This window comes from Kitasatospora sp. NPDC056184, from assembly GCF_042268405.1.
In the GTDB taxonomy this organism is placed as follows: domain Bacteria; phylum Actinomycetota; class Actinomycetes; order Streptomycetales; family Streptomycetaceae; genus Kitasatospora.
The window spans coordinates 26,725-44,067 of sequence record NZ_JBHJUI010000028.1 but is presented as its reverse complement, the minus strand read 5'-3'; the positions used below and the strand labels follow the sequence as shown (position 1 = coordinate 44,067).

Below are 17,343 nucleotides of genomic sequence, written 5' to 3'. Positions count from 1 at the left end.
GCGCCACTGCCCGCCGGGTGGCGGGTGCGCCGGACACGCAGGACACGAGGCGAGTGCGGCGACCGCACGGGGACGGACCGGTGGCAGAGGACGGCAGCAACGGCGGCGGCAACGGCGCCGGAGGAAACGGCGGCCCGGCGGGCTCCGACGACCAGACCGTCGCCCTCGACCTCGAACGCCTGATCCTGGACGCGCCCCGCCGCTACACCCCCTACCAGGCCGCCCGGGCCGCCGACGTCCCGATGGAGCTGGCCACCCGCTTCTGGCGGGCGATGGGCTTCCCGGACATCGGGCAGTCCCGGGCGCTCACCGACGGCGACGTGATCGCGCTGCGCCGGCTGGCCGGCCTGGTCGAGTCGGGCCTGCTGAGCGAGTCGATGGCGATCCAGGTGGCCCGGTCCACCGGTCAGACCACGGCCCGGCTGGCGGGCTGGCAGATGGACACCTTCCTGGAGAACCTCACCCAGTCCGTCGAACCCGGCCTGACCCGTGCCGATGTCGCGTACCCGCTGGTCGAGCTGCTGCTGCCGGAGCTGGAGCAGTTCCTGGTGTACGTCTGGCGGCGGCAGCTGGCCGCGGTCACCGGCCGGGTGGTGCAGGCCGCCGAGGACCACGAGATCACCAGCGGCCGGCTCGCCGTCTGCTTCGCGGACCTGGTCGGCTTCACCCGGCTGTCGCGGCGGCTGGAGGAGGAGGAGCTCGGCGAGCTGGTCGAGACCTTCGAGAACACCTGCTCCGACCTCATCGCCGGCCAGGGCGGCCGGGTGATCAAGACGCTCGGCGACGAGATCCTCTTCGTCTCCGAGGACCCGGTGACCGCCGCCGGGATCGCGCTCGGCCTCATCGAGGCGCTGGCCGAGGACGACACCATCCCCGCGCTGCGGGTCGGCATGGCCTTCGGCGCGGTCACCTCGCGGATGGGCGACGTGTTCGGCACGACGGTCAACCTGGCCAGCCGGCTCACCTCGATCGCGCCCAAGGACGCGGTGCTGATCGACGGCGAGTTCGCGGCCGCGCTGGAGCAGAACGGCAGCGTCGCGCCGGCCGACACGGACGGCCCGGGGCTGGCCGAGGCGCTGTCGGCGGCGGCCGGGATGCCGCCGCCCGGCCCGTCGGCGCCGGGGCCGGACGCGGCGCACCGGTTCCACCTGCAGCCGATGTGGCGCCGGCCGGTGCGCGGGCTCGGGCTGGTCGAGCCCTGGCTGCTCTCCCGGCGGCCGCGCACCGACTAGCGCGCACCGACTGGCGCGCGCCCACACCCGCGCGCCGCCCCCGCGCCCCGCCCGCCGGGGACCGCGCTCCCGCCCGGGCCGCGCCGGTGACACACCGTGACGCGCCGCGACACGCCGAACGGCGGACGGCCGCGCGGTCTTGCGGGTGCCGAGCCGCAAACGGGGCATAACCGAACGAAACCGCCATAGTCTGGGTGCAGGCGCCTCGGTGCGATCGGCCGTGGGGCGGTGCCGCCGGACGGGTAGGAGAGCGGTCGGGGCGCGGGTACGGCCCCCGCCCGCCGACGCGGGCGTCCGGGCGGACCACCAGCAGGACCGAGCACAGGGAGCGAGGCGAGCCGGTGAGCAGTGAGGCGATCATGACGGACCGCGGCCGGGCCCAGCAGCCGCCGCCCGCCGTCCCCGAGCCCGGGGCGGGGACGGCCGGCGGGGGAGCCCCGGCCACCGACGCGCGGCTGCGGGCCGTGGTCGAACTCGCCCAGGACATGGCCGGCGCGCTCACCCCGCTGGAGGCCGTCCGGGCCGCCGCCGCCCGCGCCACCGTGGCGCTCGGCGCGACGATGTCCGCCGTCTCGGTCTGGGACCGCGAGTCCGGCCGACTGCGGGTCCTGGTCAACCACGGCGAACTCGCCCCGGGTGAGGAGGAGCTGCCCGAGGACGAGTCCTACCCGGTGGCCGACTTCCCCGAGATCGTCACGTACCTGGAGGAGCGCTGGACCACCGGACGGCTGCCGCGCGCCTGGGTGCAGACGGCCGACAACAGCCAGCCGCACGCCGGGCACGCGCACCCGACCGCGGGCGCGTACTGCCAGGAGCGCGCTGCCGCGCTGCGCCGGCGCGGCCGGGCCTGCTGCGTGGTCGCGCCGATCGTGCTGCACGGGCAGGCCTGGGGCGAGCTCTACCTCGCCCGGACCGCCGGAACGGCCGCTTTCACCGACGCCGACGCCGACTACGCGACCCTGCTGGCCGCCCAGATCTCGGCCGGCCTCGCCCAGACCGAACGCCTCGCCGACCTGCGCAGGCTCGCCTTCTCCGACCCGCTCACCGGCCTCGCCAACCGGCGCGCGGTGGACGCCCGGCTGGAGAACGCGCTGGCCGCGCACAACCGGGACAACACCGTCGTCTCCCTGGTGGTCTGCGACGTCAACGGCCTCAAGCGGGTCAACGACCAGCTCGGGCACGAGGTCGGCGACCGGCTGCTGGAACGGTTCGCCCACCAGCTGTCGCTGGCCGCCGCCAAGCTCCCCGGCAGCCTCGCGGCCCGGCTCGGCGGGGACGAGTTCTGCCTGCTGGTCGAGGGGCAGAAGGCGGACGAGGTGGTGGCCGTCGCCGAGGAGCTGTGTGCCCGGGCGCTGGCCCTGGCCGAGGGCGAGGGCGTGGCCTGCGGGGTCGCCTCCACCGGTGACTCGATCGGCCCCGTGACCACCCCCGACCGGCTGTTCCGGCTCGCCGACGCCGCCCAGTACCGGGCCAAGGCCGCCCGGGCCGCGCACCCCGTGGTGGCCGGCCGCAGCCACGGCCCCGGGTTCGCCCCCGACCCGACGGTGCTGCTCGCCGACGCCGCCGAGCCGCAGCACCGCGGCGACGGCCGGTTCCGCCCCGGCGGCCGGGCCGGGGCCGGGGACCGGCGGCGGTTCCGCGGTGCCGCGCACAGCGCCGACCCGGGGCAGCTGCTGACGGCGGTGCTCACCGCGCTCGACCGGCAGGGCGCGGTGCGGGCCGTGCACCCGGCCGACACCATCGGCAAGCTCACGATCGTGGCCGAGACCTCGGCCCGGCTGCTGGACGCGGTCGGCTGGTGGATCTCGTACGTGCCGCCCGGCTCGCAGCTGATGCGCACCGCCCGGCACGCCGTCTACCGGATGACCAGCGGGCCGAGCAGTTCCCGGGCGGAGACCCAGCGGGCCCAGATCGAGGCCCCGGACGCCGTCTTCGACCTGCGCCACTACCCGATGACGCGGCGGGCCGTGCGCGGCGGGTCCTTCGCGCTGCGCGCGGGCGCCGCGGGCAACGACCCGGCGGAGGAGGCGATGCTGGTGGTCTCCGGCTACCGCGGGATGGTCGCGGCCGGCGGCCAGAACGCGGCGGGCGGCTGGCTGCTGGAGCTGTTCGCCGACGACGCCACCCTGCCGCTCGGGCAGGTGGCCTCCGCGCTGCGCGCCCTGGCCGCGGTGGCCCTGGCCGGCCCGGCCTCCCCGCCGGAGGGCTGAGGGTCCGGCCGGGGGAGTGTGGCGCTTCGGTGACCGGTCCGTCCCGAGCGGGTCGCGGTCCGGTCGCGGGGGTGGGCGCGGCGGGGCGCGCGTGGGAGGGTGTCGGCGGTCGGCGGGCCGTCGGGGCGCCGCCGGGTCGGATGTCGGGGGTTGATTCCTGTGCGCGCTCGGTTGACGGGTCTGGTTCTCTCCGCGGTGCTCGCCTTCGGCGGCACCGCGCTGGCCGCCGCTCCGGCGGCCTCGGCGGCGGTGGCCGCGCCGCGGACGGCGGCGGTGGGCACGGCGGTGGGCACGGCGGTGGACGGCGCGCCGTCCGGCGGTTCGGTGGCCGGCGGCGCCGTCCACGCGGCGCAGGCCGGTCGGACCGGTGTGTCGGCGGACCGGCACGCCACCGCCCAGCTGGCCAAGGACAAGTCGAAGAAGAAGAAAAAGAAGGGCCTCGGTAAGTTCCTGGCCCTGATCATCGGCGCCGTCGTGGTGCTGGTGGTGATCGTGGCGGTCATCGCCGTGGTGCTGCTGCTGCGGCGCCGCAACCGGTCCTGAGCCCGGGCGCGGCTCAGCCGCCGGTGGTGCCGAACGCGGCCAGCAGGGCCGCCGCCACCTGGTCCGCGTAGTCGGCGTCGAGCGGGCCGAGCCCGTGCAGCCAGCGGTAGTACAGCGGACCGTAGAGGAGTTCGACGGCGAGGTCGAGGTCCGCGTCCGCCCGCAGCCGCCCGGCCTCCCGGGCGGCCCGCAGGCGGTCGCGGGTGACCTCCAGCAGCGGGTCCAGCAGCCGTTCGCGGTACTCGCGCAGCAGCTCGGGGTCGGTGAGCACCTCGGCGGCGAGCGCGCGTCCGGTCCGGTTGAAGGCGGGGTCGGCGAGTTCGAGGACGGTGGCCCGCAGCAGGGTCCGCAGGTCCTCGTCGAGGTCTCCGCTGTCGGGGAGGGCCAGGCTGCCGGAGGCGTTCTCGTTGGCGGCGAGGAAGGAGTCGAAGACGACGGCCCCCTTGGACGGCCACCAGCGGTAGATGGTCTGCTTGCCGACACCCGCGCGGGCGGCGATCTTCTCGATGGTGAGCTTGCCGAAGCCGATCTCGGCGACCAGCTCGCCGGCGGCGGTGAGGATCGCGGAGCGGCTCTGCTCGTTGCGGCGGCTGGGGTCGGGGGCGCTCTGCTGTCTGGCCATGGGCGCCATCCTACGAGTCGACGAGACGATGCGTATCGTCTTGACAGCGCCCTCCGGGGGGCGCATTCTTATGGGGCATCAGCGAGACGAAACGTCTCGTCTCGCACTATCGAGGGGAACACCGCGATGACCCGCCGCTCCGCCCACATCGTCATGGCCTCCATCCCGGCCCACGGCCACGTCAACCCGAGCCTCGCCGTGATCGCCGAGCTCGTCGCCCGGGGCCACCGGGTCAGCTACGTCAACGACCCGTCCTTCGCCGGGACCGTCGCCGCCGCAGGGGCCGCGCTCGTCCCGTACCCGACGGCGCTGCCGCTCGCCGACGACCCCTCGGGGTGGCCGGAGGACCCGGTCGCGGTCCAGGACGTCTTCCTCGACGACGCCGTCGCCATGACCCCCGTCCTGCAAAAGCTCTTCGCCGAGGACCGGCCCGACCTCGTGCTCCACGACATCGGCGCCTTCGCCGCGCGGGCGGTGGCCGAGGCCCACGGCGTGCCGCTGGTCCAGCTCTCGCCCACGATGGTCGGCTGGGAGGGCTTCGAGCAGGACATGGCCGAGCTCTTCGAGGCGCTCCGCACCGGCCCCGGCGGCCCCGAGCACTACCGGCGGTTCGGCGACTGGCTGGCCGACACCGGCGCGGCCGTCCGGGACGTCGACCGCTTCAAGAACCGCCCCGACCGCGCGCTCGCCCTGATCCCGCGGGCCCTGCAGCCCAACGCGGACCGGGTCGACACCGGGCGGATCACCTTCGTCGGCCAGTGCTTCGGCGACCGCTCGCACCAGGGCCGCTGGCAGCGGCCCGAAGGCGCGGAGAAGGTGCTGCTGGTCTCGCTCGGCTCGGCCTTCACCGACCGGCCGGCCTTCTACCGGGCGTGCGTGGAGGCCTTCGGCGGCCTGCCGGGCTGGCACGTCGTCCTGCAGATCGGCCAGCACACCGACCCGGCCGCGCTGGGCGAGGTGCCGGCCAACGTCGAGGTGCACCGGTGGGTGCCGCAGTTCGACGTGCTGGCGCAGGCCGACGCCTTCGTCACCCACGCCGGGACCGGCGGCGCCGGCGAGGGCCTGTTCCACGGCGTGCCGATGATCGCGGTGCCGCAGGCGGTCGACCAGTTCGCCAACGCGGACTCGCTGGTGGCGCTCGGCGTGGCCCGCCGGCTGGACACCGAGGACGCGACGGCCGCCGCGCTGCGCGCCGCGCTGCTGGAGCTGGTCGGCGACCCGGAGGTGGCCGACCGGCTGGCCGCACTGCGCGCCGAGGCCCGGGCCGAGGGCGGCACGGCGCGGGCGGCGGACCTCGTCGAGGCGGAGCTGCGGCGGGCTCCGCTCAGCTGATCCGGTCGGGTCGGGTGTAGACGTTGGCGCCCTCGCCGCGCAGGAAGCCGACCAGGGTCAGGCCCAGCTCCTCGGCGAGGTCCACGGCCAGCGAGGACGGCGCCGAGACGGCGGCCAGCAGCGGCACCCCGGCCAGCGCCGCCTTCTGGGTCAGCTCGAACGAGGCCCGGCCGCTGACCAGCAGCACGTGCCCGGTCAGCGGCAGCCGGCCCTCGCGCAGCGCCCAGCCGACCACCTTGTCCACCGCGTTGTGCCGCCCGACGTCCTCGCGGGCGCAGAGCAGCTCGCCGCTGCGGCCGTCGAACAGACCGGCGGCGTGCAGGCCGCCGGTGGAGTCGAAGGTCCGCTGGGCGGCGCGCAGCCGGTCCGGCAGCCCGTAGAGCAGCGCGGGCGGGACGGTCAGCGGGTCGTCGCCGACCGGGTGGCGGACGTGGGTGCGCACGGCGTCCACGGTGTCCCGCCCGCACAGGCCGCAGGCGCTGGTGGTGAGCAGGTTGCGGTGCGCGGAGAGCGGCAGCGCCCGGGCGCCGCCGCGCGGCGTCGCGTCGACCACGTTGTAGGTGTTGGCGCCGCTCTCGTCGGTGCCGGCGCAGTAGCGCAGCGCGGCGAGGTCCTCGGCGGCGTGGACGATGCCCTCGCCGACCAGGAAGCCCGCCACCAGGTCGAAGTCCTGGCCGGGGGTGCGCATGGTGACGGTGAGCGGCTCGCCGCCGAGCCGGATCTCCAGCGGTTCCTCGGCGGCCAGCGCGTCCGGCCGGGTGGTGCGCCCGTCCCCGCGCAGCCGCAGCACCCGCCGCCGTGCCGTCGCCCGCGTCATCGCCTGGTCCGCCTCTCCGCCCGGCACCGTGCCGTCAGCCTCCCCCACAGCGTGCGCCACCGGGCGGGATATCCGAAAATCCAGGTGACCGGCCGGTGTGGTGGCCGACGTTCCACCGCGCCGGGGTGGTTGTCATATCTTCATTCACCTGGTGAGATGGTGTATATGGATATGCACAGTGCTGCGGCCCCCCACGCGCCGCTCGTCCAGGTCGGCAAGGCCGACGTCAGCGCCGAGGACGTGCTGGCCGTCGCCCGGGGGAACGCCCGGGTCGAGATCGGGCCCGACGCGCTCGCCGAGATGGCGGCCGCGCGCGCCCGGATCGACGCCCTGGCCGCCGAACCGCGCCCCGTCTACGGCGTCTCCACCGGCTTCGGCGCCCTCGCCGTGCGGCACATCAGCCCCGAGCTGCGCGCCCAGCTGCAGCGCTCGCTGGTGCGCTCGCACGCCGCCGGGATGGGCCCGGCGGTCGAGCGCGAGGTGGTCCGCGCGCTGATGTTCCTGCGCATGAAGACCCTCGCCAGCGGCCGCACCGGCGTCCGCCCGCTGGTCGCCGAGACCATGGCCGCGATCCTCAACGCCGGCATCACCCCGGTGGTCCGCGAGTTCGGCTCGCTCGGCTGCTCCGGCGACCTCGCGCCGCTCTCCCACTGCGCGCTCGTCCTGATGGGCGAGGGCGTGGCGACCGGCCCCGACGGCGTCGAGAAGCCCGGCGGCGAGCTGCTCGCCGCCGCGGGCATCGAGCCCGTCGAGCTGCTGGAGAAGGAGGGCCTGGCCCTCATCAACGGCACCGACGGCATGCTCGGCATGCTCGTCATGGCCATCGCGGACCTGCGGCGCCTGTTCACCACCGCCGACATCACCGCCGCGATGACCCTGGAGGCGCTGCTCGGCAGCGACAAGGTGCTCGCCCCCGAGCTGCACGCCCCGATCCGCCCGCACCCCGGTCAGGCGCTGTCCGCCGCCAACATGCTGGCCGTGCTCAAGGACTCCGGCCTCACCGGCCACCACCAGGACGACGCCCCGCGCGTCCAGGACGCCTACTCGATCCGCTGCGCCCCGCAGGTGGCCGGCGCCGGCCGCGACACCCTCGCGCACGCCCAGCTGGTCGCCTCCCGCGAGCTGGCCGCCTCGGTGGACAACCCGGTGGTGCTGCCGGACGGACGGGTCGAGTCCAACGGCAACTTCCACGGCGCCCCGGTCGCCTACGTGCTGGACTTCCTCGCCATCGCCGCCGCCGACCTCGGCTCGATCTCCGAGCGCCGCACCGACCGGCTGCTCGACAAGGCCCGCTCGCACGGCCTGCCGGCCTTCCTGGCCGACGACCCGGGCGTGGACTCCGGTCTGATGATCGCCCAGTACACCCAGGCGGCGCTGGTCAGCGAGAACAAGCGGCTCGCCGTGCCGGCCTCGGTCGACTCGATCCCCTCCTCGGCCATGCAGGAGGACCACGTCTCGATGGGCTGGTCCGCCGCGCGCAAGCTGCGCCAGGCGGTGGAGAACCTCGGCCGCATCCTCGCCGTCGAACTCACCGCCGCCGCCCGGGCCCTGGAGATCCGGCAGCAGGCAGGCGCCGACGTCGCCCCGGCTCCGGCCACGGCCGCGGCGCTGGCCGCCGCCCGTGCCGCCGGGGTGGGCGGCGCCGGGCGCGACCGCTTCCTGTCGCCCGACCTGGAGGCCGCGGCCGCGCTGGTCGCCTCCGGCGAGCTGGTGCGGGCGGTCGAGCAGGTCACCGGGCCGCTGGCCTGACGGTCGGCCCGGTCGTGCGGAGCGGGTGGGACGGGTGACGGCGGCTCGGCGCCCCGGGCCGGGCCCCCTCCTTCGGATCTCGGCGGATCGCCGCCCGGCAGGATCCGAAGGAGGGGGCCTACTCCCACTCGCTCCGCGCGGCCGACGAGCGGCCCTTCTCCTCGCGCCGCTCGGCCCGGGCGGCCGAGATGTTGACGCCGACGATGCCGCCCCAGCAGACCAGCAGGCCCCAGAACCCGGCGACGCCGCCGGAGATGGCCGACAGCGGGATGCCCAGGGCCATCGAGATGATCGGCAGCTTGGCGGTCGAACGGCCGAAACGGTGCGCCCCGTGCCCGTACCCCGGGCCGTAGGGGCGGCCGGCCTCGGCCGGGTGGCCGTACCCGTCGGCCGGGCCGAGCCGCTCGCTGACCCGGCGCTCCACCCGGGCGTCCAGCCGGGCGTCGAGCCGGGACAGGAAGGAGTCGATGAGCTCCGACTCGTACTCCTTGCCGAGCTCCTTGCGGGCCTGCAGCGTGGCGTCCAGATCGCGTCCCAGGCCGTCCTGGCGAGTGTCCATGGGGACCAGACTGCGCCCGCCGGGTCGCGCGGGTCCACCCGTTCGCCGGTATTCAGGGGGGTCTCAGGGGGATTTCAGGGTCACCCCGAGGCCGCGCGCGGCCCGGACGGGTCCGTATCCCGGACGTCTCAGCCGGCGTCCCGTCGTACGAGACGTCTTTGCCAGCGGCGGTCCGCTGCTGCACAGTCATCCGAACAGCTCGCATCCGGAGGTACCGCCATGACCGCCACCGACGACGCCGGCCCGGTCGGTCCCTCCGCCCGGTTGCTCCAGCTCTTCGAGGGCCATCGGCTCACCCCCACCCAGCGGCGGATCGCGCACTCGCTGGTGCGGCACGCCACCGAGGCACCGTTCCTCTCCAGCGTCGAGGTCGCCGAACTCGCCGGCGTCAGCCAGCCCTCGGTGACCCGCTTCGCGGTGGCCCTCGGCTACGACGGCTACCCGGCGCTGCGCAAGCAGCTGCGCGAACTGGGCGCCGGTGAGCCCGCCGCCCCCGAGACCCCGGCCGACGCCGTCCGCAACGAGCACCAGCAGGCCGTCCTCGCCGAGATCGAGCACCTGCGCCACCTCGCCGAACTGCTCGCCGACCCCGAGCCGATCACCCGGGCCGCCCGGCTGCTCGCCGCCTCCCGCCCGCTGCCCGTCCTCGGCCTGCGCGCCGCCTCCGCGCAGGCCCGCGGCTTCGCGTACTTCGCCGCCAAGGTGCACCCGGACGTCCGGCTGCTCGACGAGGGCGGCAGCATGCTCGCCGACCGCCTCGAACAGGCCGCGGCGGCCGGCGCGAGCGTGCTGCTCTGCTTCGCCCTTCCGCGCCACCCGCGCGAGCTGATGGACGCCCTGGCGGTGGCCCGCGAGTGCGGACTGACCGTCATCACCGTGGCCGACAGCGTCTTCGCGCCGGTCGCCAAGCTCTCCGACCTGATGCTGCCGGCCGCCGTCGGCACCGGTCTGGTCTTCGACACCGCCTGCGCGCCGATGATGCTCGGCCGGGTGCTGCTGCAGACCATGTGCGACGAACTCCCGGGCGCCGAGGCGCGACTGGAGGCCATCGAGCAGTCGGCGGCGGCCCGCGGACTGTTCCTGGAGTAGCGGTCAGGCGGTGAGCGCCCGCCGGATCCGTTCCAGGGTCAGCCGCATGCCGGTCCGGTTGGCCGCCGCCCGCCGCTCCGCGGGGACCCCGGTGAACACCTTGCCGAGCAGCTCGGCGACCGGCGCCCCGCGTCCGGTCCGCAGGTCGCGCCAGTACTCGGTGAGGGTCGTGCCGCCGTCCCCGTCCGGCTCGACGCGGTAGCCCCACTCGGCGATCGGCAGCCCGAACGACCCCACCCGGAAGGCGAACTCGCGCCCGGGCTCGGCCGTCGTCACCCGGCAGGTGGTGAACCAGACGCGGAGCCCGCGCCGGTTGAAGCCGACGAACCGGTCGCCGGCCCGCAGCGGCCCCCGGCGGGCCCACACCGCCCGGCACTCGGGGCTCCACTTGCCCGTGCGGCGCACCGTACTGACGGCGCGGTAGACCGCGGCGGGCTTCGCCGCCAGTCCGATGCTCTCCTCGACGCCCCACTCGCGGTCCATGCCGCCCCTCCCCGTCGCCCCCGGCCGGTTCACCGGCTCCGCCGACCGTACCCGCAGGTTGGCGATCCGCCCAGGGCGGGCATCACTCCAGTCAGGGGGTGCCGCCATGCGCGTGATCCACGAGATGAAGTTCGTCGGCCGGCTCGCCTCCGGAGCCGACGAGTGGTCCTGCCCGACCTGCGGACGCCGCGTCACCCTGCGCCGTCTGCCCGACCCCGAACTCACCGTCCTCGACCCGGGCGACGAGACCGTCGTCCACGTCGGCGTGATCGAACCCGACGCCCGCGCCGCCGCGGCCGCCGAACAGTACGGCCTCGGCCCCGTCCAGGAGATCCCCCGCCCGCCCCGCGCCCCCGTCCCCGACGACGCCGACCGCCGCTGGCTCGCCGAGATCGGCATCAACTGGGACGACGACGCCGCGGCGTGACCCGCCGGTCCGCGCCCGCGTACCGCGGCAGCCCGTCGGTGCGCAGTTCACCCGGAAGAGGTGCGGCGAGCGGAACCGGCTCGCCGTACACCCCGTGCAGCAGCCTTCGGTAGACCCCTGCGCGGGGGGGCGGTGTGGAGCGTCCACACGCCCTGGCGGGGATCCAGCGCGAGCAGTGCGGCGACCCCGGCGGCGGCGTACCAGTCGCTCTTCACCGCGACCTCCCGCGCGCCCCTGGGCCAGGGCACCACCTCTACGGCGAGAGCCGCCTCGCGCGGATCCACGAGCCAGTCGTCGTCCTCGGCCCAGTCGCGGGGAAGGACCGTCAGATCGGGGACGGCGTAGTCGTCCCGGTCGCCAGGCATGCCGATGGAGACGACCTGGTGGGTGGCGAGCCGTTCCGGCAGGCCGGCGTCGAGCCGTTCGCGCAGCAGCCGGACGGTGCCCACGTGCTTGCCCCGGCGCGGCGGGGCAAGGATCAGTGTTCCGCCGATGACCTCGACGCCGAGACCGGTCAGTCGGCCGAGTTCCGAGGCCGCCTCGCGCAGCGCACCCGGTCGTACGGGGAGTTCCGGCACAGTGGTCAGCGTAGCGCGGCGGAGCCGGTCGCACGGGTGGTGATCGGATGGGGCCGACCTCTGGCCGGGGGCTGGATGTTTGGATATATTCAGCCGAGTCGATCCTGAATGAATTCATCCGCAAGGAGGCCGGGACATGGTGCAGCAGGCGAGCGGACCCCGTGAGGTGCGGGCGGCGCGGGGGACGGGGCTGACGGCGCAGGGGTGGCAGCAGGAGGCGGCCCTGCGGATGCTGATGAACAACCTCGACCCCGAGGTGGCCGAGCACCCGTCGAAGCTGGTCGTGTACGGCGGCACCGGGAAGGCGGCGCGCGACTGGCGGTCCTTCGACGCCATGGTGCGCACGCTGCAGGGGCTCAAGCAGGACGAGACCATGCTGGTGCAGTCCGGTCGGCCGGTGGGCGTCATGCAGACCCACGAGTGGGCGCCGCGGGTGCTGATCGCCAACTCCAACCTGGTCGGCGACTGGGCCAACTGGGAGGAGTTCCGCCGGCTGGAGAGCCTCGGGCTCACCATGTACGGGCAGATGACCGCCGGGTCGTGGATCTACATCGGCACCCAGGGCATCCTCCAGGGCACCTACGAGACCTTCGCCGCCGTCGCCAACAAGCGGTTCGAGGGCACCCTGGAGGGCACCATCACCCTCACCGCCGGCCTCGGCGGCATGGGTGGCGCCCAGCCGCTGGCCGTCACCATGAACGGCGGCGTGGCGATCTGTATCGACTGCGACCCGTCCCGGATCTCCCGCCGGATCGAGCACCGCTACCTGGACGTCGAGGCCAAGGACCTCTCGCACGCGCTGGAGCTGGCCACCGCCGCCCGCGACAAGAAGCAGCCGCTCTCCATCGGCCTGCTGGGCAACGCCGCGGACCTGTTCCCGCAGCTGCTCGCGATGGACGCGCCGATCGACATCGTCACCGACCAGACCAGCGCCCACGACCCGCTGAGCTACCTGCCGGTCGGCGTCGCCTTCGACGACATGGCGACCTACGCCGCCGAGAAGCCCGCCGAGTTCACCCGGCGCGCCCGCGAGTCGATGGCCCGGCACGTCGAGGCGATGGTCGGCTTCCAGGACCGCGGCGCCGAGGTGTTCGACTACGGCAACTCGATCCGCGGCGAGGCCCAGCTGGCCGGCTACGACCGCGCCTTCGCCTTCCCCGGCTTCGTCCCCGCCTACATCCGCCCGCTGTTCTGCGAGGGCAAGGGCCCGTTCCGCTGGGCGGCGCTGTCCGGCGACCCGCAGGACATCCACAAGACCGACAAGGCCGTCCTCGACCTCTTCCCGGAGAACGAGTCGCTGCACCGCTGGATCAAGATGGCCCAGGAGAAGGTGCACTTCCAGGGCCTGCCGGCGCGGATCTGCTGGCTCGGCTACGGCGAGCGCGACAAGGCCGGCGAGCGGTTCAACGACATGGTGGCGAGCGGCGAGCTGTCCGCGCCGATCGTCATCGGCCGCGACCACCTGGACTGCGGCTCGGTCGCCTCCCCCTACCGGGAGACCGAGGCGATGCTGGACGGCTCCGACGCGATCGCCGACTGGCCGCTGCTCAACGCCATGGTCAACGTCGCCTCCGGCGCGTCCTGGGTCTCCATCCACCACGGCGGCGGCGTCGGCATCGGCCGCTCGATCCACGCCGGTCAGGTCACCGTCGCCGACGGCACCGCGCTGGCCGGCGAGAAGATCCGCCGGGTGCTCACCAACGACCCGGGCATGGGCGTCATCCGGCACATCGACGCCGGCTACGACCGGGCCGCCGAGGTGGCGGCCGAGCGCGGCGTGCGCATCCCGATGGCCGAGCAGAGCCCGACGGGTGAGCTGTGACGCCGTCCTTCGAGGAGATGTGGGCGGAGCTGCTCCCCGTGGGCCGCTCCGCCGCGTCCGGCGGCTACCGCCGGTTCGCCTGGAACGCCGCCGACGCCGAGTGCCGCGCCTGGTTCGAGCAGCAGGCCCGTGACCGCGGCCTGGCCTACGAGCTGGACCGCAACGGCAACCAGTGGGCCTGGCTGGGCGATCCGGAGGCCGGCGGCGCCGTCGTCACCGGCTCGCACCTGGACTCCGTCCCCGACGGCGGCGCCTTCGACGGCCCGCTCGGGGTGGTGTCCTCCTTCGCGGCGCTGGACGAACTGCGCTCCCGGAAGGCGGAGTTCAGCAGGCCGCTGGCGATCGTCAACTTCGGCGACGAGGAGGGCGCCCGGTTCGGCGTCGCCTGCATCGGCTCCCGCCTCACCACCGGGGTGCTGGGCCGGGAGGCCGCGTACGAGCTGCGCGACGCCGACGGCGTCCGGCTGCCCGACGCGATGGAGCGGGCCGGCCAGGACCCGACCGCGCTCGGCGCCGACCGCGAACGGCTGGCCCGGATCGGCGCCTTCGTCGAACTCCACGTCGAGCAGGGCCGCCACCTCGCCGAGCACCAGCCGGTCGGCGTCGCCTCGGCGATCTGGCCGCACGGCCGCTGGCGGTTCGACTTCCACGGCGAGGCCAACCACGCCGGCACCACCCGGATCGAGGACCGCCGCGACCCGATGCTGACCTACGCCACCACCGTGCTCGCCGCCCGCAAGAAGGCGCGGCTCGCGGGCGCGCTGGCCACCTTCGGCAAGGTCGCCGTCGAACCCAACGGCACCAACGCGATCGCCTCCCTGGTCCGCGGCTGGCTCGACTCCCGGGCGGCCGACGAGCCCACCCTCACCGCGCTGGTCGCGGAGATCGAGCGCGCCGCCGCCGAGCGCGGCGAGCGCGACGGCGTCCGGGTCGAGCTGACCCGCGAGTCGTACACCCCGGTGGTCGACTTCGACGGCCCGCTGCGCGACCGCCTCGCCGCCGTGCTGGGCGGCGCCCCCGTGCTGCCCACCGGCGCGGGACACGACGCCGGAATCCTGGCATCGGCCGTGCCGACCGCCATGCTGTTCGTACGGAACCCGAGCGGCGTCTCGCACTCCCCGGCGGAGCACGCCGAGACCGCCGACTGCCTGGCCGGCGTCGCCGCCCTCGCCGACGTACTGGAGGACCTGGCGTGTCAGTAGGCCGTGCCGCAGGCGCGCAAACGACAACCTTCTGGGCGCAGTACGCCTGGCTGCCGTACGTCAACGGGCCGGTGGTCGAACAGGACGTCCTGATCAGCACCGGCGCCGGCGGCAGGATCACCAGGGTGCAGCCGGACAGCGGACCCTGCCCGTCCGGCGCCGTCCGGCTGGAGGGCCTGCTGCTGCCGGGCCAGGCCAACGCGCACTCGCACGCCTTCCACCGGGCGCTGCGCGGTCACGTCCAGGTCGGCTCCGGCACCTTCTGGACCTGGCGCGACACCATGTACCGGTTCGCCGGCGCGCTCGACCCGGACCGCTACCTGGCGCTCGCCACCGCCGTCTACGCGGAGATGGCGCTCGCCGGGATCACCGCCGTCGGCGAGTTCCACTACCTGCACCACGCGCCCGGCGGCGTCCGCTACGACGATCCCAACGCGATGGGCGAGGCGCTGATCGAGGCCGCCGCCCGGGCCGGCATCCGGATCACCCTGCTCGACACCTGCTACCTGTCCTCCGGCTTCGGCGCCGAGCCGGCCAAGCCGCAGCTCCGGTTCAGCGACGGCGACGCCGAGGCCTGGGCCGAGCGGGCCGCCGCGCTGCGCCCGCGCGAGCACGCCCGGATCGGCGCCGCCGTCCACTCGGTGCGCGCCGTGCCCGCCGAGCAGCTCGGCACCGTCGCCCACTGGGCGGCGCTGCGCGAGGCCCCGCTGCACGTCCACCTCTCCGAGCAGACCGCCGAGAACGACGCCTGCCTCGCCGCGCACGGCGTCACCCCGACCCGGCTGCTCGCCGACCGCGGTGTGCTCGGCCCGCGCACCTCGGCCGTGCACGCCACCCACCTCACCGAGGAGGACGTCAAGCTGCTCACCGACTCCTCCACCACCGTCTGCATGTGCCCCACCACCGAGCGGGACCTCGCCGACGGCATCGGTCCGGCCCGGCAGCTGGCCTCCGGCGGCTGCCCGGTGACCCTCGGCAGCGACAGCCACGCCGTCATCGACCCGTTCGAGGAGGCCCGGGCGCTGGAGCTGGACGAGCGGCTGCGCACCCGCACCCGCGGCCACTGGACGGCGAACGCGCTGCTGCGGGCCGGGACGGAGGACGGGCACGCCTCGCTCGGCTGGCCCGAGGCCGGGCGGATCGAGGCGGGCGCGCCGGCCGACTTCACGGTGATCGCGCTGGACTCGGTGCGCACCGCCGGCCCCGCGCCGCGGCTCGGCGCGGAGATCGCGGTGTTCGCGGCCGCCGCGGCGGACGTGCGGCACGTGGTGGTCGGCGGGCGGCAGGTCGTCCGGGACGGCGCGCACCTGCTGGTGCCGGACGTGCCGGGCGCGCTGAAGACCTCGATCGACGCCCTGAGCTGCTGAGACGCCGCTCCCCCCGAGTTCCTCCGAAAGGTATGACGTGACCTCCCCGAGCATTCCGAGCACGCTGATCACCGGCATCGGCACGCTGGTCACCAACGACCCCGCGGCCGGGACCGGGCCGCTCGGCCTGCTCACCGACGCGGCGGTGGTGATCGACGGCGACACCGTCGCCTGGGTCGGCCCGGCCGCCGAGGCGCCCGCCGCCGACGAGCGGTTCGACGCGGCGGGCCGCGCCCTGCTGCCCGGCTTCGTCGACTCGCACGCCCACCTGGTGTTCGCGGGCGACCGCACCGCCGAGTTCAACGCCCGGATGTCCGGGCAGTCCTACTCGGCGGGCGGCATCCGCACCACGGTGGCCGCCACCCGGGCCGCCGCCGACGCCGAGCTGGACGCCAACCTGGCCCGGCTGGTGCGCGAGGCGCTGCGCCAGGGCACCACGCTGATCGAGTGCAAGTCCGGCTACGGGCTCACCGTCGAGGACGAGTCCCGGGCGCTGCGGATCGCCTCCTCGTACACGCCGGAGACCACCTACCTGGGCGCGCACGTGGTGGCCCCGGAGTTCGCGGACGACCCGGCCGGCTACGTCGAGCTGGTCACCGGCCCGATGCTGGACGCCTGCGCGCCGTACGCCCGCTGGGTGGACGTGTTCTGCGAGAAGGGCGCCTTCGACGGTGACCAGGCGCGGGCGATCCTCACCGCCGGGGCGGCGCGCGGGCTGACGCCCCGGGTGCACGCCAACCAGCTGACGTACGGCCCGGGCGTGCAGCTGGCCGTCGAGCTGGGGGCGGCCTCGGCCGACCACTGCACCCACCTGACCGACGAGGACGTGGCCGCGCTGGCCGGCTCCGCGACGGTGGCGACGCTGCTGCCGGGCGCCGAGTTCTCCACCCGCGCGGTCTACCCGGACGCGCGCCGGCTGCTGGCCGCGGGGGCGGTGGTGGCGCTCTCCACCGACTGCAACCCGGGGTCCAGCTTCACCAGTTCGATGGCGTTCTGCATCGCGGTGGCGGTGCGCGAGATGGGCATGACGCCGGACGAGGCGGTCTGGGCGGCGACGGCGGGCGGTGCGCGGGCGCTGCGGCGTACGGACGTCGGCACCGTGACGGTGGGTGCCCGGGCGGACCTCCAGCTGCTGGACGCGCCCTCGCACGTGCACCTGGCCTACCGGCCGGGCGTGCCGCTGACGGCGGCGGTCTGGCGGGCGGGCGTGCGCGAGGTGTGAGTGTGCGCGAGGCCTGAGCGTGCGAGGCCTGAGCCTGCGCGAGGTCCGGGCGCGCGCCACGGAGGCGGGGCCGGGGGCAGTCGCTCCCC

15 protein-coding genes and 1 pseudogene are annotated in these 17,343 nt (G+C 75.3%); 11 read left to right on the top strand and 5 right to left on the bottom strand.

Annotated features, from left to right (window positions below):
- Positions 1-80 precede the first annotated feature (80 nt).
- The 3 genes and pseudogenes from ACFC0B_RS34970 to ACFC0B_RS34960 all read left to right on the top strand — a co-directional run bounded on the left by ACFC0B_RS34970 (position 81) and on the right by ACFC0B_RS34960 (position 3,985).
- Positions 81-1,232 carry an adenylate/guanylate cyclase domain-containing protein gene (locus ACFC0B_RS34970; RefSeq protein WP_376095410.1) on the top strand — a complete coding sequence of 384 codons (1,152 nt, stop codon included), beginning with the start codon at positions 81-83 and terminating at the stop codon, positions 1,230-1,232.
- Positions 1,233-1,717: 485 nt separating this feature from the next.
- Positions 1,718-2,860, top strand: a pseudogene (locus ACFC0B_RS34965) (diguanylate cyclase domain-containing protein); the annotation flags it as partial.
- 753 nt (positions 2,861-3,613) lie between these two features.
- Positions 3,614-3,985 (top strand): hypothetical protein, encoded by a 372-nt coding sequence (locus tag ACFC0B_RS34960; protein WP_376095407.1) that lies wholly within the window; start codon positions 3,614-3,616, stop codon positions 3,983-3,985.
- A 13-nt stretch (positions 3,986-3,998) separates the two neighbouring features.
- Here ACFC0B_RS34960 and ACFC0B_RS34955 read toward each other — a convergent pair whose 3' ends face one another.
- Positions 3,999-4,607, bottom strand: coding sequence for a TetR/AcrR family transcriptional regulator (locus ACFC0B_RS34955; RefSeq protein ID WP_376095404.1), 609 nt, complete (start codon positions 4,605-4,607; stop codon positions 3,999-4,001).
- A 126-nt stretch (positions 4,608-4,733) separates the two neighbouring features.
- On the opposite strand from ACFC0B_RS34955, the gene ACFC0B_RS34950 reads away from it, so the two are divergent.
- Positions 4,734-5,939 (top strand): macrolide family glycosyltransferase, encoded by a 1,206-nt coding sequence (locus ACFC0B_RS34950; protein WP_376095401.1) that lies wholly within the window; start codon positions 4,734-4,736, stop codon positions 5,937-5,939.
- On the opposite strand, the gene fdhD is transcribed toward ACFC0B_RS34950, so the two are convergent.
- Entirely contained in the window at positions 5,932-6,756 is an 825-nt protein-coding gene (gene fdhD / locus ACFC0B_RS34945) for a formate dehydrogenase accessory sulfurtransferase FdhD (RefSeq protein WP_376095398.1), read from the bottom strand. The genes ACFC0B_RS34950 and fdhD overlap by 8 nt on opposite strands.
- A 171-nt stretch (positions 6,757-6,927) precedes the next feature.
- Between fdhD and hutH the strand changes: the two genes are divergently transcribed.
- Positions 6,928-8,505, top strand: coding sequence for a histidine ammonia-lyase (hutH, locus tag ACFC0B_RS34940; RefSeq protein ID WP_376095395.1), 1,578 nt, complete (start codon positions 6,928-6,930; stop codon positions 8,503-8,505).
- 118 nt (positions 8,506-8,623) lie between these two features.
- On the opposite strand, the gene ACFC0B_RS34935 is transcribed toward hutH, so the two are convergent.
- Positions 8,624-9,064 (bottom strand): hypothetical protein, encoded by a 441-nt coding sequence (locus tag ACFC0B_RS34935; protein ID WP_376095392.1) that lies wholly within the window; start codon positions 9,062-9,064, stop codon positions 8,624-8,626.
- 219 nt (positions 9,065-9,283) lie between these two features.
- Here ACFC0B_RS34935 and ACFC0B_RS34930 point away from each other — a divergent pair, with 219 nt between their 5' ends.
- Positions 9,284-10,153, top strand: coding sequence for a MurR/RpiR family transcriptional regulator (locus ACFC0B_RS34930; protein WP_376095389.1), 870 nt, complete (start codon positions 9,284-9,286; stop codon positions 10,151-10,153).
- Between the two features lie 3 nt (positions 10,154-10,156).
- On the opposite strand, the gene ACFC0B_RS34925 is transcribed toward ACFC0B_RS34930, so the two are convergent.
- Entirely contained in the window at positions 10,157-10,636 is a 480-nt protein-coding gene (locus ACFC0B_RS34925) for an SRPBCC family protein (RefSeq protein ID WP_376095386.1), read from the bottom strand.
- 106 nt (positions 10,637-10,742) lie between these two features.
- Between ACFC0B_RS34925 and ACFC0B_RS34920 the strand changes: the two genes are divergently transcribed.
- Complete coding sequence (locus tag ACFC0B_RS34920) at positions 10,743-11,063, top strand: hypothetical protein (protein ID WP_376095383.1); 321 nt, start codon at positions 10,743-10,745, stop codon at positions 11,061-11,063.
- Positions 11,064-11,110: 47 nt separating this feature from the next.
- Here ACFC0B_RS34920 and ACFC0B_RS34915 read toward each other — a convergent pair whose 3' ends face one another.
- Positions 11,111-11,641 carry a Uma2 family endonuclease gene (locus ACFC0B_RS34915; protein ID WP_376095380.1) on the bottom strand — a complete coding sequence of 177 codons (531 nt, stop codon included), beginning with the start codon at positions 11,639-11,641 and terminating at the stop codon, positions 11,111-11,113.
- A 136-nt stretch (positions 11,642-11,777) separates the two neighbouring features.
- On the opposite strand from ACFC0B_RS34915, the gene hutU reads away from it, so the two are divergent.
- Genes hutU through hutI form a run of 4 tightly spaced genes read left to right on the top strand, consistent with a single transcriptional unit; the run spans position 11,778 to position 17,254 of the window.
- Positions 11,778-13,463, top strand: coding sequence for a urocanate hydratase (gene hutU / locus ACFC0B_RS34910; protein WP_376095377.1), 1,686 nt, complete (start codon positions 11,778-11,780; stop codon positions 13,461-13,463).
- Between the two features lie 17 nt (positions 13,464-13,480).
- On the top strand, positions 13,481-14,665 hold the full coding sequence (locus tag ACFC0B_RS34905; protein ID WP_376095572.1) for an allantoate amidohydrolase: 1,185 nt from the start codon (positions 13,481-13,483) through the stop codon (positions 14,663-14,665).
- Positions 14,656-16,032 carry a formimidoylglutamate deiminase gene (locus ACFC0B_RS34900; protein ID WP_376095374.1) on the top strand — a complete coding sequence of 459 codons (1,377 nt, stop codon included), beginning with the start codon at positions 14,656-14,658 and terminating at the stop codon, positions 16,030-16,032. Before ACFC0B_RS34905 ends, ACFC0B_RS34900 begins: the two co-directional genes overlap by 10 nt.
- A gap of 37 nt (positions 16,033-16,069) precedes the next feature.
- On the top strand, positions 16,070-17,254 hold the full coding sequence (gene hutI / locus ACFC0B_RS34895; RefSeq protein WP_376095371.1) for an imidazolonepropionase: 1,185 nt from the start codon (positions 16,070-16,072) through the stop codon (positions 17,252-17,254).
- The last annotated feature ends 89 nt before the right edge of the window (positions 17,255-17,343 follow it).